The sequence below is a fragment of the Pseudomonas palleroniana genome (assembly GCF_022836895.1).
In the GTDB taxonomy this organism is placed as follows: domain Bacteria; phylum Pseudomonadota; class Gammaproteobacteria; order Pseudomonadales; family Pseudomonadaceae; genus Aquipseudomonas; species Aquipseudomonas palleroniana.
In genome coordinates this window covers 4,612,906-4,625,483 of the sequence record NZ_CP092411.1, presented here as the reverse complement: position 1 = coordinate 4,625,483, position 12,578 = coordinate 4,612,906, and the positions used below count along the sequence as shown (strand labels likewise).

11 protein-coding genes and 2 pseudogenes are annotated in these 12,578 nt (G+C 59.9%); 8 read left to right on the top strand and 5 right to left on the bottom strand.

Annotated elements, in window-relative coordinates; all coding sequences use genetic code 11:
- Positions 1–15: 15 nt before the first annotated feature.
- The 3 genes and pseudogenes from MJP36_RS20575 to MJP36_RS28205 all read left to right on the top strand — a co-directional run bounded on the left by MJP36_RS20575 (position 16) and on the right by MJP36_RS28205 (position 3,087).
- Positions 16–1,335 (top strand): Na+/H+ antiporter family protein, encoded by a 1,320-nt coding sequence (locus MJP36_RS20575; RefSeq protein WP_162492698.1) that lies wholly within the window; start codon positions 16–18, stop codon positions 1,333–1,335.
- A 72-nt stretch (positions 1,336–1,407) separates the two neighbouring features.
- A pseudogene (locus MJP36_RS28210) lies at positions 1,408–2,181 on the top strand (cache domain-containing protein); the annotation flags it as partial.
- Positions 2,182–2,265: 84 nt separating this feature from the next.
- Positions 2,266–3,087, top strand: a complete 822-nt coding sequence (locus tag MJP36_RS28205) for a methyl-accepting chemotaxis protein (RefSeq protein ID WP_372241728.1) — start codon at positions 2,266–2,268, stop codon at positions 3,085–3,087.
- Here MJP36_RS28205 and trhP read toward each other — a convergent pair.
- The gene (trhP, locus tag MJP36_RS20565; RefSeq protein WP_244383911.1) at positions 3,084–4,403 is read right to left on the bottom strand and encodes a prephenate-dependent tRNA uridine(34) hydroxylase TrhP; all 1,320 of its coding nucleotides are present in this window, start codon (positions 4,401–4,403) and stop codon (positions 3,084–3,086) included. The genes MJP36_RS28205 and trhP overlap by 4 nt on opposite strands.
- A gap of 268 nt (positions 4,404–4,671) precedes the next feature.
- Between trhP and MJP36_RS20560 the strand changes: the two are divergent.
- Together MJP36_RS20560 and MJP36_RS20555 are read left to right on the top strand one after the other, a co-directional pair.
- Positions 4,672–5,118 (top strand): annotated as a pseudogene (locus MJP36_RS20560) (thioredoxin family protein); the annotation flags it as partial.
- Positions 5,119–5,199: 81 nt separating this feature from the next.
- Positions 5,200–6,267 carry an AI-2E family transporter gene (locus tag MJP36_RS20555; protein WP_060752425.1) on the top strand — a complete coding sequence of 356 codons (1,068 nt, stop codon included), beginning with the start codon at positions 5,200–5,202 and terminating at the stop codon, positions 6,265–6,267.
- A 3-nt stretch (positions 6,268–6,270) separates the two neighbouring features.
- Here the strand turns inward: MJP36_RS20555 and MJP36_RS20550 are convergent, their stop codons facing one another.
- The 3 genes from MJP36_RS20550 to MJP36_RS20540 form a co-directional block, all read right to left on the bottom strand.
- Positions 6,271–6,453 carry a hypothetical protein gene (locus MJP36_RS20550; RefSeq protein ID WP_090372117.1) on the bottom strand — a complete coding sequence of 61 codons (183 nt, stop codon included), beginning with the start codon at positions 6,451–6,453 and terminating at the stop codon, positions 6,271–6,273.
- Positions 6,454–6,544: 91 nt separating this feature from the next.
- Complete coding sequence (locus tag MJP36_RS20545; RefSeq protein WP_060752427.1) at positions 6,545–6,739, bottom strand: hypothetical protein; 195 nt, start codon at positions 6,737–6,739, stop codon at positions 6,545–6,547.
- Between the two features lie 232 nt (positions 6,740–6,971).
- On the bottom strand, positions 6,972–7,325 hold the full coding sequence (locus MJP36_RS20540; RefSeq protein ID WP_060752428.1) for a hypothetical protein: 354 nt from the start codon (positions 7,323–7,325) through the stop codon (positions 6,972–6,974).
- 156 nt (positions 7,326–7,481) lie between these two features.
- On the opposite strand from MJP36_RS20540, the gene MJP36_RS20535 reads away from it, so the two are divergent.
- Positions 7,482–8,300 carry a shikimate 5-dehydrogenase gene (locus tag MJP36_RS20535; RefSeq protein ID WP_198763214.1) on the top strand — a complete coding sequence of 273 codons (819 nt, stop codon included), beginning with the start codon at positions 7,482–7,484 and terminating at the stop codon, positions 8,298–8,300.
- Positions 8,301–8,417: 117 nt separating this feature from the next.
- Here MJP36_RS20535 and MJP36_RS20530 read toward each other — a convergent pair whose 3' ends face one another.
- Positions 8,418–9,065: a YceH family protein gene (locus MJP36_RS20530; protein ID WP_060752430.1), complete on the bottom strand. Its 648-nt coding sequence runs from the start codon at positions 9,063–9,065 to the stop codon at positions 8,418–8,420.
- Positions 9,066–9,182: 117 nt separating this feature from the next.
- On the opposite strand from MJP36_RS20530, the gene MJP36_RS20525 reads away from it, so the two are divergent.
- A complete protein-coding gene (locus MJP36_RS20525) occupies positions 9,183–9,692 on the top strand; it encodes a DUF1993 domain-containing protein (RefSeq protein WP_060752431.1) in 510 nt (169 codons plus the stop codon).
- A gap of 154 nt (positions 9,693–9,846) precedes the next feature.
- A complete protein-coding gene (locus MJP36_RS20520) occupies positions 9,847–12,555 on the top strand; it encodes a hypothetical protein (RefSeq protein ID WP_244383910.1) in 2,709 nt (902 codons plus the stop codon).
- The last annotated feature ends 23 nt before the right edge of the window (positions 12,556–12,578 follow it).

Below are 12,578 nucleotides of genomic sequence, written 5' to 3'. Positions count from 1 at the left end.
CTTGAGGTAACCATGATTAACGCAGTAATCGCCGCGGTCGGCACCATGCTGGTGCTCAGCCTGTCCCGCGTGCATGTGGTCATCGCCATTATTGTCGGTGCGCTGGTGGGCGGCTTGACCGGTGGCCTGGGTATCGAAGCCACGCTCAAAGCGTTTAACGGTGGTTTGGGCGGCGGTGCAACCGTGGCTTTGTCTTACGCTTTGCTCGGCGCTTTCGCTGTGGCGATTGCCAAATCCGGTCTGGCCCACGCCCTGGCGGACAAAGCGTTGCTGCTGGTGGATCGCCAGGAAGCGACGGGCGGCAATCACGTCAAATGGTTGTTGATCGGCCTGCTGTGGAGCGTCGCGATTGCCTCGCAGAATATCCTGCCCATTCATATTGCCTTTATCCCGCTGTTGGTCCCGCCGCTGTTGTACGTGCTGACCAAATTGCAACTGGACCGCCGCCTGATCGCCTGCGTGATGACTTTCGGCCTGATCACGCCCTACATGTTCCTGCCGGTAGGCTTCGGCAACATCTTCCTCAACCAGATCCTGCTGGCCAACGTCGCCAAGAGCGGCGTAGACATCAGTCAGGTCAACGTTACCCACGCCATGGGCTTGCCGGCGCTGGGCATGGTAGTCGGCCTGTTGGTGGCGGTGTTCATCAGCTACCGCAAAAAGCGTGTGTATGACCTGGAGAAAATCGAGCGGGTCGAGCAAGTGGCGGTGCAATACAACCCGTTGACCCTGCTGGTGGCCGGGCTGGCGATCGCTGCGGCATTCATCATCCAATTGTGGCTGGACTCGATGATCATCGGCGCCCTGGCCGGGTTCCTGATCTTCTCGGTGTCCGGCATCGTGCGCTGGCGCGAGACCGACGACCTGTTCACCGAAGGCATGAAGATGATGGCGATGATTGGCTTCATCATGATCGCTTCGTCGGGTTTTGCCGAAGTGCTCAAGGCCACCGGCGACGTGCGCTCGCTGGTGGAAGCGTCGGCGGCGTTCATCGGCCATAGCCGGGGTGTGGGCGCGTTGCTGATGTTGCTGGTGGGCCTGCTGGTGACCATGGGGATCGGTTCGTCGTTCTCCACGGTGCCGATCCTCGCCGCGATTTTCGTGCCGCTGTGCGTGCAACTGGGCTTCAGCCCGTTGGCTATCGTGTGCATCGTCGGTACGGCGGGGGCCTTGGGTGATGCCGGGTCGCCGGCGTCGGACTCCACCCTCGGCCCGACCTCCGGCCTGAACATTGACGGCCAGCATCACCATATCTGGGACACCGTGGTGCCCACGTTCCTGCACTACAATATTCCGTTGTTGGCGTTTGGCTGGATTGCCGCGATGACCCTCTGACAGGGTTGTCCTACAGAAATCGGACAATTGGCCGTTAACTTCTCAAGTCGCCACGAATAAGAGAGAAAAGCCATGCGTCTGAGTTTGAAGGCCAAAGTCCTGGCCCTGGCCGTCGTGCCGGTATTGCTGTTTGCCGTGGTCATCAGCCTGACCACGGTGTGGATCCTGCAGGGGCAGGCGCGCAACGAGGTGGACGAAACCCGCCAGCGCCTGCTCAACGACGCCAAGACGACGCTGCGCAGTTACGTGGAAGTGGCCATGACCACCATCAAGCCGCTCTACGACGCGGCCGCCACCGGCGACACGGCGGCGCGGGCCGAGGTGGTCAAGCTGCTGTCCAGTACCAGCTACGGCAAGGATGGCTACTTCTTCGGCTACGACTCCGAGACCATCCGCCTGTTCAAGGGCAACAGCCCCGATGGCGTAGGCAAGAGCTTCAAGGACAACCGCGACCCCAACGGCGTCTACGTCAACCGCGACCTGGTCAAGGTCGGCAAGGACGGCACCCACTACCTGCAATACAGCTCGACCCAGCCCGGCCAGACCGAGTTGGTGCCTAAGCTCGGCTATACCGAGTACTTGCCGAAGTGGGACATGGTGATTGGTACCTCGGTCAACCTCGATGGCATCGAAGCCCAAGTGGCAGTGGTCGAGGCCAAGGTCGAGAAACGCATGGAGGGCGTGCTGCTGAGCATCCTCGGTGTGGCCGTGGTGGTGCTGCTGGTGATTGCCGCCGTGGGCATGATAGTCGCCAATACCATCCTGCGTCCGCTGGGCCTGATGAAAGCCAACCTGGACGACATCGCCGCCGGCGAAGGCGATTTGACCCGCCGCCTGGCGATCACCAGCCAGGATGAGTTGGGCGATCTTGCCGTCGCGTTCAATCGTTTTGTCGACAAGATTCACAGCCTGGTGCGCCAGATCACCGAGATGACCAGCCAACTGACCGGCCTGGTCAGCCAGGTGTCCGATCAAGCGCAGCGCTCCGAACAGGCCATGGAGCGCCAACGCCATGAGACCGATCAGGTCGCCACTGCCATCAACCAGATGTCCTCTGCGGCCCAGGAAGTTGCGCGCAGTGCTCAGGGGGCTGCCGTCGCTGCGCAACAGACCGATGCCGAAGGGCACGCGGCCAAGCGTGTGGTCGACGGCAGCATCGCGCAGATCCACGCGCTGGTGAACGATATCCGCAGCAGTGGCGTGTCCCTCGACAGCCTGCAGCAGGATGTGTCGTCGATTGTGAGTGTGCTGAGTGTGATCCGCTCGATTGCCGAACAAACCAACCTGCTGGCCCTCAACGCGGCGATCGAAGCCGCGCGGGCCGGGGAGGCCGGGCGAGGGTTTGCGGTGGTGGCCGACGAAGTGCGTGCCCTGGCCAGTCGCACCCAAACCAGCACTCAGGAAATCCAGGGCATGATCGACCGCCTGCAAAAAGGCACCGTTGCCGCCGTGGACGCCATGCGCCGGTCCAGCGACGCGGGTGACGGCACCTCGGCCCAGGCCAACGAAGCCGGAGCCTCACTGGACACCATGGCGCAACTGATCGGCACCATCAATTCGATGAACGCCCAGATCGCCAGCGCCGCCGAGGAGCAGACCGCCGTGGCCGAGGAGATCAACCGCAGCGTGCATCAGATTGCCGTGGCGGTGGACACTGTGGCCGATGAAACCCAGCAGGGCGCCCAGACCTCGCGCAGTCTGGCGGACCTGGGGCAACGCCTGGGGCAATTGGTGGGGCAGTTCAGGATCTAGAGATCGCGCATCAACAAGCCAAAGTGCACGTCCATGTCGGCCGGCAGTGGCACATACACCGTGTGTCCGTCCCCCGGCGCCACCTCAAGGGCTTCGCCTTTGGCATTGTGCAAAGTGTTCAGGTCAAAGTGGAAGTTGCCGGCGGGGGTCATCAACTCCAGGTGATCGCCCACGGCAAAGCGGTTCTTGACCTTGACCTCGGCCCAGCCGCTACGGCGCTCGCCGGTCAGTTCGCCGACAAACTGCTGGCGTTCGGACACTGAACTGCCGTTCTGGTAGTTCTGGTATTCGTCATGCACATGGCGGCGCAGGAAGCCTTCGGTGTAACCGCGCTGGGCCAGGGATTCGAGGTCGGTCATCAGGTTGCGGTCGAAGGCGCGCCCGGCCACCGCATCATCGATGGCCTGGCGATACACCTGGGTGGTGCGTGCGCAGTAGAAGTGGGACTTGGTGCGGCCTTCGATCTTCAGCGAGTGCACGCCCATCTGCGTCAGGCGCTCCACATGCTGCACGGCGCGCAGGTCCTTGGCGTTCATGATGTACGTGCCGTGCTCGTCCTCGAAGGCGGGCATCTGCTCATCGGGGCGGTTGGCCTCTTGCAGCAGGAAGACCTGGTCGGTCGGCGCGCCAATCCCCAGGGTCGGCTCCGGCTGATACTGCTGGACGATCTCGCCCGTGGCGTTTTCCATCGCCGGGGTGGCCTGGTACTTCCAGCGGCAGGCGTTGGTGCAGGTGCCCTGGTTGGCATCGCGCTTGTTCATGTAGCCCGAGAGCAGGCAGCGCCCGGAATAGGCCATGCACAAGGCGCCGTGCACAAACACCTCCAGCTCCATGGCCGGCACTTGCTGGCGGATCTCGCCGATCTCTTCCAGAGACAACTCCCGCGACAGAATCACGCGGCAGATGCCTTGTTGTTGCCAGAATTCGACGCTGGCCCAGTTCACCGTATTGGCCTGCACCGACAGATGAATCGGCATCGACGGGAAGTGGCGGCGCACCAGCATGATCAAGCCTGGGTCGGACATGATCAGCGCATCCGGGCCCATGGCGATCACTGGTGCGAGGTCTTTGAGGAAGGTTTTCAGCTTGGCGTTGTGCGGTGCGATGTTGACCACGACGTAAAAGCGTTTGCCCAGCACATGGGCTTCCTGAATGCCCAGCGCCAGGTTGGCGTGGTCGAACTCGTTGTTGCGCACCCGCAGGCTGTAGCGCGGCTGGCCGGCGTAGACCGCATCGGCACCGTAGGCGAAGGCATAACGCATGTTTTTCAGGGTGCCGGCGGGGGCGAGCAGTTCGGGGGCGATCACAGGGGGCATGGGCTCAAGTCGCAAAAGGTCGCGAAGGTAAGGGATCCGGGGCCGGGGTTTATTGATCCAGGTCGCCCTTTGCTGATTTTGTATCGCTGTGTATCGGCAGTGGGGGTTCGACACAGGCGCGATACTCCAGGGCGTTCCAATGGAGGCTCTGAATACCCTACAGGTAATGATCATGCGACCTATCACCTTTCTGCTCGCCGGCCTGCTGCTGACGCTTGCGCTGATTTCCAGCGTGATGGCCAGCCGTGAAACTCCCGCTGACCCACCGGGCGCCATGCCATCGCTGGCGGGGGCGGCCGAATGGCTCAACTCCCCACCGCTCGATCTGCAGGCGCTCAAGGGCAAAGTCGTGCTGGTGGATTTCTGGACTTACGACTGCATCAACTGCCGGCGCGCGCTGCCTTACGTAAAAGAGTGGGCGAAACGCTACGAACCTGATGGCTTGGTGGTCGTTGGTGTACACACTCCGGAATATGCCTATGAACAGGTCAGCGGCAACGTCAGGGACCAAGTGCGCAAGCTGGGCATCACCTACCCGGTAGCCCTGGATAACAACTATGCAATCTGGCGCAGTTTCGATAACCAGTTCTGGCCGGCCCATTACCTGATCGATGCCAAGGGGAAGGTGCGCTATAGCCACTTTGGCGAAGGTGACTATGAGGCTCAGGAACAAGTGATCCAGGCGCTTTTGCATGAGGCCAAGGCTATCGAGTGACGGGATGGCACTCCCGGGTTCGCCTGCGGACTAAGCAAAAGGGCCGCTGAAGGCCTACTGCTTTTTTGACATGGACCGGACATGAACTCGACCAACCTGCAATTCAAAACCCTGTTGTTGTTGCTGGCCCTGGTGACCGTCGCCTTCATCTGGATATTGCTGCCGTTTTACGGCGCGGTGTTCTGGGCGGTCATCCTCGGCATCATCTTTGCCCCGATGCAGCGCCGCCTGCAGCAACGCTTTGGCTGGAACCGCAACCTAACCTCCCTGACCACCTTGACGGTGTGCCTGGTGATCGCCATTTTGCCGGTCATCATCACCAGCGTATTGCTGGTGCAGGAAGGGGCGACGCTCTACAAAAACGTCGAAAGCGGCAAGCTGGACGTCGCCGGGTATATCGAGCAGTTCAAGAACGTACTGCCGCCGTATTTCCAGCACCTGCTGGACCGGTTCGGCATGGGCAACCTGGAAGGCTTGCGCGAGAAAATCGTCAAGAGCGCGATGCAGGGCAGCCAGTTTTTTGCCTCCCAGGCGTTCAGTTTTGGTCAGGGGACGTTTGATTTCCTGGTGAGCTTTTTCATCATGCTGTATCTGCTGTTTTTCCTGCTGCGCGACGGCCCGGAACTGGTGCGTAAAGTCCGCACGGCAGTGCCCCTGGCGGAGCCCCAGAAGCGTCGCCTGCAACTCAAGTTCAATCGGGTGGTGCGCGCCACCGTCAAGGGCAACGTACTGGTAGCCGTGACCCAAGGCGCACTGGGCGGTTTGATCTTCTGGTTCCTGGACATTCCCAGCGCGTTGCTGTGGGCGGTCTTGATGGCGTTTCTTTCCCTGCTACCGGCGGTGGGCGCGGGGATTGTATGGGGCCCGGTGGCCGCTTACTTCCTGTTGAGCGGTTCGATCTGGCAGGGCGTGGTGCTGACTGCGTTCGGCGTTCTGGTCATCGGCATGGTGGACAACGTGCTGCGCCCGGTGCTGGTGGGCAAGGACACGAAAATGCCTGACTACCTGATCCTGATCTCGACCCTGGGCGGCCTGTCGGTATTCGGCCTGAACGGGTTTGTGATCGGCCCGTTGGTGGCGGCGTTGTTCATGTCCAGTTGGGCACTGTTTGTAGAAACCAAACCTCGGGTCAAGCTGCCGTTGCCGTAGGTTTCAGGCGTTGAGCCTGAAATTGGATGCGCATTGCAGCTGTTTTTGCGCATCGGATAACGACATGAGCGGGCCGCTGATGGGCTCGCCATCGCTGACTACGTACCAGCAGGCGAGCAGGCCCAGCTCCCGGAGTGGGGTGGGAACGGCGCTACCAATGACGGACATGATTTGAACAGTGGGCATAAGGACCTCCAATCGCTATGGAGGTCACCTTACGATGGCTGGGTGCTCAGCAAAAATCACCTGGCTCGATAGTCGACATCAACGCCAGGCGTCAATCCACCACATGGTCCAGCATGAGCACCACTTCCTGCTCATTGAGCAGGCCCTTGCGCACCAGGTTTTCCGCCAGCAACGCCAGGAATTTGGCCGTGCGGTGGCCTTCCAGGTGCTTGAGTTCGGTCAGTGCGCTGTAGACCTTGCTGGAGGTGCAGAGGCCGGCGGTATGGTGCGGGTTTTGTGTGGGCATGGTCAGTCGTCCTTAATTGTTCTTGGCTGGACAGGTCGATAGTGAGTCCGTTTCGTGACGTAAACATGACAGGGCGGACCTTGATCGAGCAAGAAGACATTCAACCCTCATGATGTGGGATTGAGCCCCCGAGCATTGTCCTCACTGCGACCTTGGCAAGATAAATCCAGACTTCAAAGGCAAAAAAAGGCCCCGCGTGTGGGCGAGGCCTGTTTAGACGAACCTGTTCAAGTTACCAGCCGCGGCCGTAATAACCGTGAGGCGGGCCGTAGTAGCCACGTGGAGGGCCGTAGTAGACCGGCGCCGGGCGGTAGTAAACCCGTTCTTGCACATACACCGGTGGTGGCGGTGCGTAGTAGACCGGCGGCGGAGCGGCATACACCGGTTGCGGCTGGACATAAACCGGCTGCTGCACGTAGACCGGCTGGGATTGGCTGGCAACCACCGAACCCACTACAGCGGCGCCGACCAAAGCACCCAGAACGGCCGGGCCACCCCAACCACCACCGTGGGCGGAGGCTTGGCCTGCCATAGCGAGTGCGCCGACAAGCAAGGCGATTTTGGGGATTTTACGAATCATGGTCATTCCTCGGTTAGCCCCTGCGCTTGTGGTCTGCAATCAATAGACTCAAGGATTGTCGCGGGGATACTTTTAAGACAACGTATTTCTGAAAAACAGCACGGCCGATAGGTAAAGGTTGTGTAAGGTCTGTACCGATTTGCTTACTCAAAGGAGTTATCCATGCAGATGCACCCCAACAAAGACACCCAACTGTGTATGTCATTGTCGGCGCGTCCCGGGAATTTTGGCCTGCGGTTCCACAACCACCTGTATGAACAGTTGGGGTTGAATTTCTACTATAAAGCGTTCAGCAGCCAGGATTTGCCCGGCGCGATAGGTGGTATCCGGGCGCTGGGCATTCGCGGTTGCGGTGTTTCCATGCCGTTCAAGGAGGCCGCGATCGCCCTGGTGGATGAGCTGGACGATTCGGTGCAGGCCATCGATTCCCTGAACACCATCGTCAACACTGACGGCCGTCTCAAAGCCTATAACACCGACTATATCGCCATCGAACAACTGCTGAAAAAGCATGCCGTGCCCAAGGACTCGACCTTTGCTTTACGCGGCAGCGGCGGCATGGCCAAGGCCGTGGCCAGTGCCCTGCGTGACGGTGGCTATGCCAATGGCGTGATTGTGGCGCGCAACGAAGCGGCAGGCCGCGCGCTGGCGCAAAACCTCGGGTATGCGTGGCAGGCCGAGCTGGGTGACTTGCGCCCGCAGATGCTGGTCAATGTGACGCCGATCGGCATGACCGGTGGCGCCGAAGCCGATCAGTTGGCCTTTGCGGCTGACGCCGTGGATGCTGCGGAAACTGTGTTCGATGTGGTAGCGATCCCCGCCGAAACGCCGCTGATCGTGCGTGGACGTGCCAAGGGCAAGCGGGTGATCACCGGGCTGGAAGTGATTGCGATCCAAGCGCTGGAGCAGTTCGTGCTGTATACCGGCGTGCGGCCGACGCAGGCGCAATTTGAGGCGGCAGTGGCCTTTGCCCGAGGCTGAAACCCACGAAAATCCAATGTGGGAGCGGGCTTGCTCGCGAATGCGGTGGTTCAGTTAACTCAACTGTGACTGCCACACCGCATTCGCGAGCAAGCCCGCTCCCACATTTTGATGGTGTTACGCCTGTTCCAACTGCGCCAGTCGTTCTTCCAGCGCTGCGATCCGCGCTTCCAGCTCTTCAATCCGCTCCACGCCAACCCCGGCGCCACGCTCCACCGGATTGCCTCGGGCTGCGATAATCGCCTCGATATCCGCCGGATCGCCCAGCGCATGGGTATACCGATCTTCCCGCTGTCCCGCCTGGCGCGGCACCAGCACTGCCAGCCCGCGTGCAATCAGACGTTCCAACTGGTGCACGACCTGCTCGGCATCTTCGAAATCGTGCATGCGCCCGCTGCGGGTCAGCAGTTCATTGACCGTCTGTGGCCCGCGCAAAAACAGCAGCCCGATCAGGATTACCTGGGCCGGCACCAGCTCCAGTGCCTTGTCTACCCGGTGTTCCCAGCGATCGGCGCGGCTGCCCATGACCAGCCGGGTATAACCTTGGCCTTCCAGTGCACGCAGGCTCTGGCCGACCTGGCCTTGGCTGAGGTTGGTCACCGGCTCCCGGCTGGTCTTCTGGTTGCAGGCCAGTACCAGGGCATTGAGGGTCAGGGGGTAGGTTTCCGGGTTGGTCGCCTGTTTTTCGATCAGGCAGCCCAAGATGCGGATTTCCGTGCTATTGAGGCGCGGCTCAGGGGGCTGGGTGTCATGCTCGGCGGTCATCGCGCGTTTCCCTATGCAGTGAGCCCACTAGCCTATGCCGGAAAAAATAAAAGACAAGCGGCGGGCAGGTCTATAATCGCTGCTGGTTCCAAACCCTGCCATCACCGTGAGACTGTCATGACTATTTCCCTGTACGCCGCTTCCGTCCCTGTCTTCAAGCAAATGCTCAACGCCCTGAGCGATGTGCTGAACAAAGCCGAAGCCCACGCAACCGCCAAGAACATCGAACCCAATGCCTTGCTGCAAGCGCGTCTGTTCCCTGACATGTTCCAGCTGGTGCGCCAGGTACAGATCGCCGTCGACTTCGCCAAAGGCGTATCCGCCCGCCTGGCCGAGATCGAAGTGCCCAAATATGACGATCAAGAAACCACCTTCGCCGACCTGCAAGCACTGATCGCCAAGGTGCTGGCCTTCCTCGACACCCTCAAGCCCGAGCAGATCGACGGCAAGGAAGGCATCGAGATCATCACCCGTCCAGGCACGCCGAAAGAGAAGCGCTTCAGCGGCCAGTCCTACCTGTTGACCTACGGCCTGCCGCAGTTCTTCTTCCACGTCACTACCGCTTACGCCTTGCTGCGCCACAACGGTGTTGAAGTGGGCAAGCGTGACTACATGGGCGCCTTCTAAACGCATGACGCAGCCTCAAGCCCGGGTGGTTCATTGACGCGCCACACCGGGCTTTTTCATGCTCCAGCTTGTTACATATCCCCATGCAACCGAGCTTAGCCAATAGGCTACTCAAGGACGTCAATCAGGCGTAACGAGACCTTGAGGCTCCCTAATGATCGTGACCACCCACAACTCCCCGGCCGGGGTGAGTGCTTCCTTTGAACTTGGCGCTGTGACCCCCATCAGTGCTCCGCCGACGACCAAGCCTGCGCAGGGCGCGGCCGCCCCCGGTACTTCGTCTACTCGGCAGACGGCCAACAGAAATGACCTGGCGAATTTTCGCGACGCGTTGGTCAATGCTTATGTACGGGTAACTTCACATTTGCAGCAGCAGGAACGATGGCGTACATCGCCTACCGGCCACCCTGCGCGGTTTAACCGTGAAGAGGCTTTTACTCAGTACTTGGGTAGCCAGCAGATCAAGTTGGACCCGGATTCCAATTTCCATCTGAATCATGAGGCGAAGGCGGGGCAGACCGTCAATCTGTTGCAGTTTATGGCTGGCAAGGGTTGGGACCAGCCAGTCAATGAAAGTGAACTGTTGAATATGATCAAAGAGTTGAGTCGTCCAGTGGAGCATTCACCGCCCCATGGGGACCTGGGGGGCGGACTGTCATGGCCCACTGCATTGGATCAGGAGCAGCGTCAGGCTATCTACGACGCTGTGGCGTTCAATGCATTGGAGTTGCCCGAGTTCCATAAGCTGAAGCTGAGCCAGAACGCCTTTGGTTTCTTGACACAAACGGTCGATTGGACAGCTGCCGAGCTGGAAAAGCCGCGTGAAACGCTGCTAAAGCTGTTGCAGAGCCCCTCCGCGCAGGCGCTGGGAATTGCGTTGCGTGACAAGTTCAAAGGCGCGGGTACGGCTGAAGAGTGGACGCTTTCGGCTTTGCAGGTAGGTCTTGACTGGGATGCGCTGTTGTACCCGGATAAGAAGAACCGGGTGGGAGGGTACGATTTATCGCGGCGGGAAAACTGGGGGGTGCCGCTCTCTTTTGTGGTCGAAGGGTTGACCCGCCATCTGAGTCGTTCCTATGGGCGCAACGCTGCGATCGCTGCGTACGTGCTGCTGTCCCGCCACGCCCCTGAAATGCTGGTCAAGGAGGTTCCCGACAACGTGACTTATGGCTCGCCCGCCTGGGTCAGTTTGAAGGCCATCGTCGCCAAGGCTGATATGCGTGCGCCGGGGCTGGCAGCGACTAAAACCTATGAGCAATTGATCAAGGAGGATCTCAGTCCGATCAGCGCCGATGAAAAAACGGTAGAGGCGTTGGCCGGCTGGGAAGGGGTGATTCATTGGGCCGTGGCGGATGGGGCGATTGCCAAACGGGACGATAACAATTATTCGCCAGCAGAAGTCGAGCGCGCTGGCGCAATGGCCAGCGAGCGCCTGGAAACCCTGGCCCAGGCTTCAGAGGCCTTCCGTGCACCCGTACCGACCCGTCGATCGGTTGCGCTCAAGTTGATGAAAGAGCGGCTGCCCGAAAAATACGCGGATGTGGATCTCGAAAAAAAGGTCCTGGAACCGTCCGAGAAGTGGCGGGATTACAAGGGGCCGTATTCACTACTCGATATCGCGCTCACGAATACACCTGTCAGTTGGGACTCTACCGACCCGGCCATCCCCAGCGATGTAGCACGCTATATCCGTTTTCTTCCCGACGAAATCAACGCGGCGTTCGAAGAGCAAATCCGCGCTTATTACGACGCTCTCAAAGCGGCCTCAGAAGTGACAGTCAAACACCAGATGTCCCTGCTGTCACAGGCAGATAAGGATGTTTTGGAATGGGGTGAATTGAAATTTTTCACCGAGCAGACAGTCACCCGACCACTCCATTCGCCAGGCCCGTATGAACTGCCCTCCTATCTGTTCAACAAGGATTTCGAAAAGTTCGACAAGCCCAAGGATGGCCCGTTGTTCGTAGAGTCCACGTACAACGGCAAAAAGCGCGTTTACGAAGTTGACCCCACAAACGGTGTATTGCGTCATCGAAAGGACTTGGCGGAGGGGCTCAAGGGTGGGCTGCAGGGCCAATGGCAGCGCGTCGCGGGAGAAGGATCAATACCCTGGGTGAAAACCAACACCCAACTGACTGAGGTCTCGGGTTATGACGCTCAACGAACAGCACGAGCACAGTCCGATTCGCCTGTTCAAACCTTCACCTCGCCAAGGTCACAGTTCATTGCCGAAACCGCTACGCGTTATTACTTCAAGTCAGCCCAGCGTGACGAGCTGTTCGCAGCCGCCAGGGGCGCCACCACCTTTGACACGGAAGTCACCGAGTTCGAGAAAATCCAGGCGGTCACGCGTGCGCTGATACCGGTCGCGGCGGCCGTGCACAGCTTCAAAGAGGGCAGGGTTGGTGAAGGCCTGGCGTTCCTGGCCGTCGATATCTTTGGTTTTGCGTTAGGTGGGGCCGGGGCCGCGACGAAGGTCTTGAAGTCTGGCGGCAGCGTGTTGAGCAAGGCCGGTACCTTCACTCGCGCACTGGTCAGTGCGGCCAATCCGTTTGCTGGAGGGAAAGCGCTGGTGAGCAAAGGATTACCACTTCATACGTCAGCCCTCGGTCGAGGGTTGCTTTCCTGGAAGGCCGTTTCGGCCAACCGCAGTGTGGACCGAGTGTTCCAACATAAACCCAAAGGAGTGGTGGAAGGCACTCACGCCGGGGCCGAAACCACGAAGGTCCAGGCGCTGCTGGATGAAACCACTGGGAATTGGTACCGATACGATGTGAAAAACCAGCGGATGTACGGGCAACCGCTGACAGCGTTTCGTCCTGATCGCCTTGAACCTTCCGTCGATACGTCGATAGCCGCATGAAAACGCCAGGCCGGTTCCTGAGT

What these genes read in the sequence shown, in the direction of transcription:
- MJP36_RS28205 (WP_372241728.1), top strand. Translation starts at nt 2,266, where the DNA reads ATGACCAGCCAACTGACCGGCCTGGTCAGCCAGGTGTCCGATCAAGCG.
- trhP (WP_244383911.1), bottom strand. Translation starts at nt 4,403, where the DNA reads ATGCCCCCTGTGATCGCCCCCGAACTGCTCGCCCCCGCCGGCACCCTG.
- MJP36_RS20555 (WP_060752425.1), top strand. Translation starts at nt 5,200, where the DNA reads ATGAACTCGACCAACCTGCAATTCAAAACCCTGTTGTTGTTGCTGGCC.
- MJP36_RS20550 (WP_090372117.1), bottom strand. Translation starts at nt 6,453, where the DNA reads ATGCCCACTGTTCAAATCATGTCCGTCATTGGTAGCGCCGTTCCCACC.
- MJP36_RS20545 (WP_060752427.1), bottom strand. Translation starts at nt 6,739, where the DNA reads ATGCCCACACAAAACCCGCACCATACCGCCGGCCTCTGCACCTCCAGC.
- MJP36_RS20540 (WP_060752428.1), bottom strand. Translation starts at nt 7,325, where the DNA reads ATGACCATGATTCGTAAAATCCCCAAAATCGCCTTGCTTGTCGGCGCA.
- MJP36_RS20535 (WP_198763214.1), top strand. Translation starts at nt 7,482, where the DNA reads ATGCAGATGCACCCCAACAAAGACACCCAACTGTGTATGTCATTGTCG.
- MJP36_RS20530 (WP_060752430.1), bottom strand. Translation starts at nt 9,065, where the DNA reads ATGACCGCCGAGCATGACACCCAGCCCCCTGAGCCGCGCCTCAATAGC.
- MJP36_RS20525 (WP_060752431.1), top strand. Translation starts at nt 9,183, where the DNA reads ATGACTATTTCCCTGTACGCCGCTTCCGTCCCTGTCTTCAAGCAAATG.
- MJP36_RS20520 (WP_244383910.1), top strand. Translation starts at nt 9,847, where the DNA reads ATGATCGTGACCACCCACAACTCCCCGGCCGGGGTGAGTGCTTCCTTT.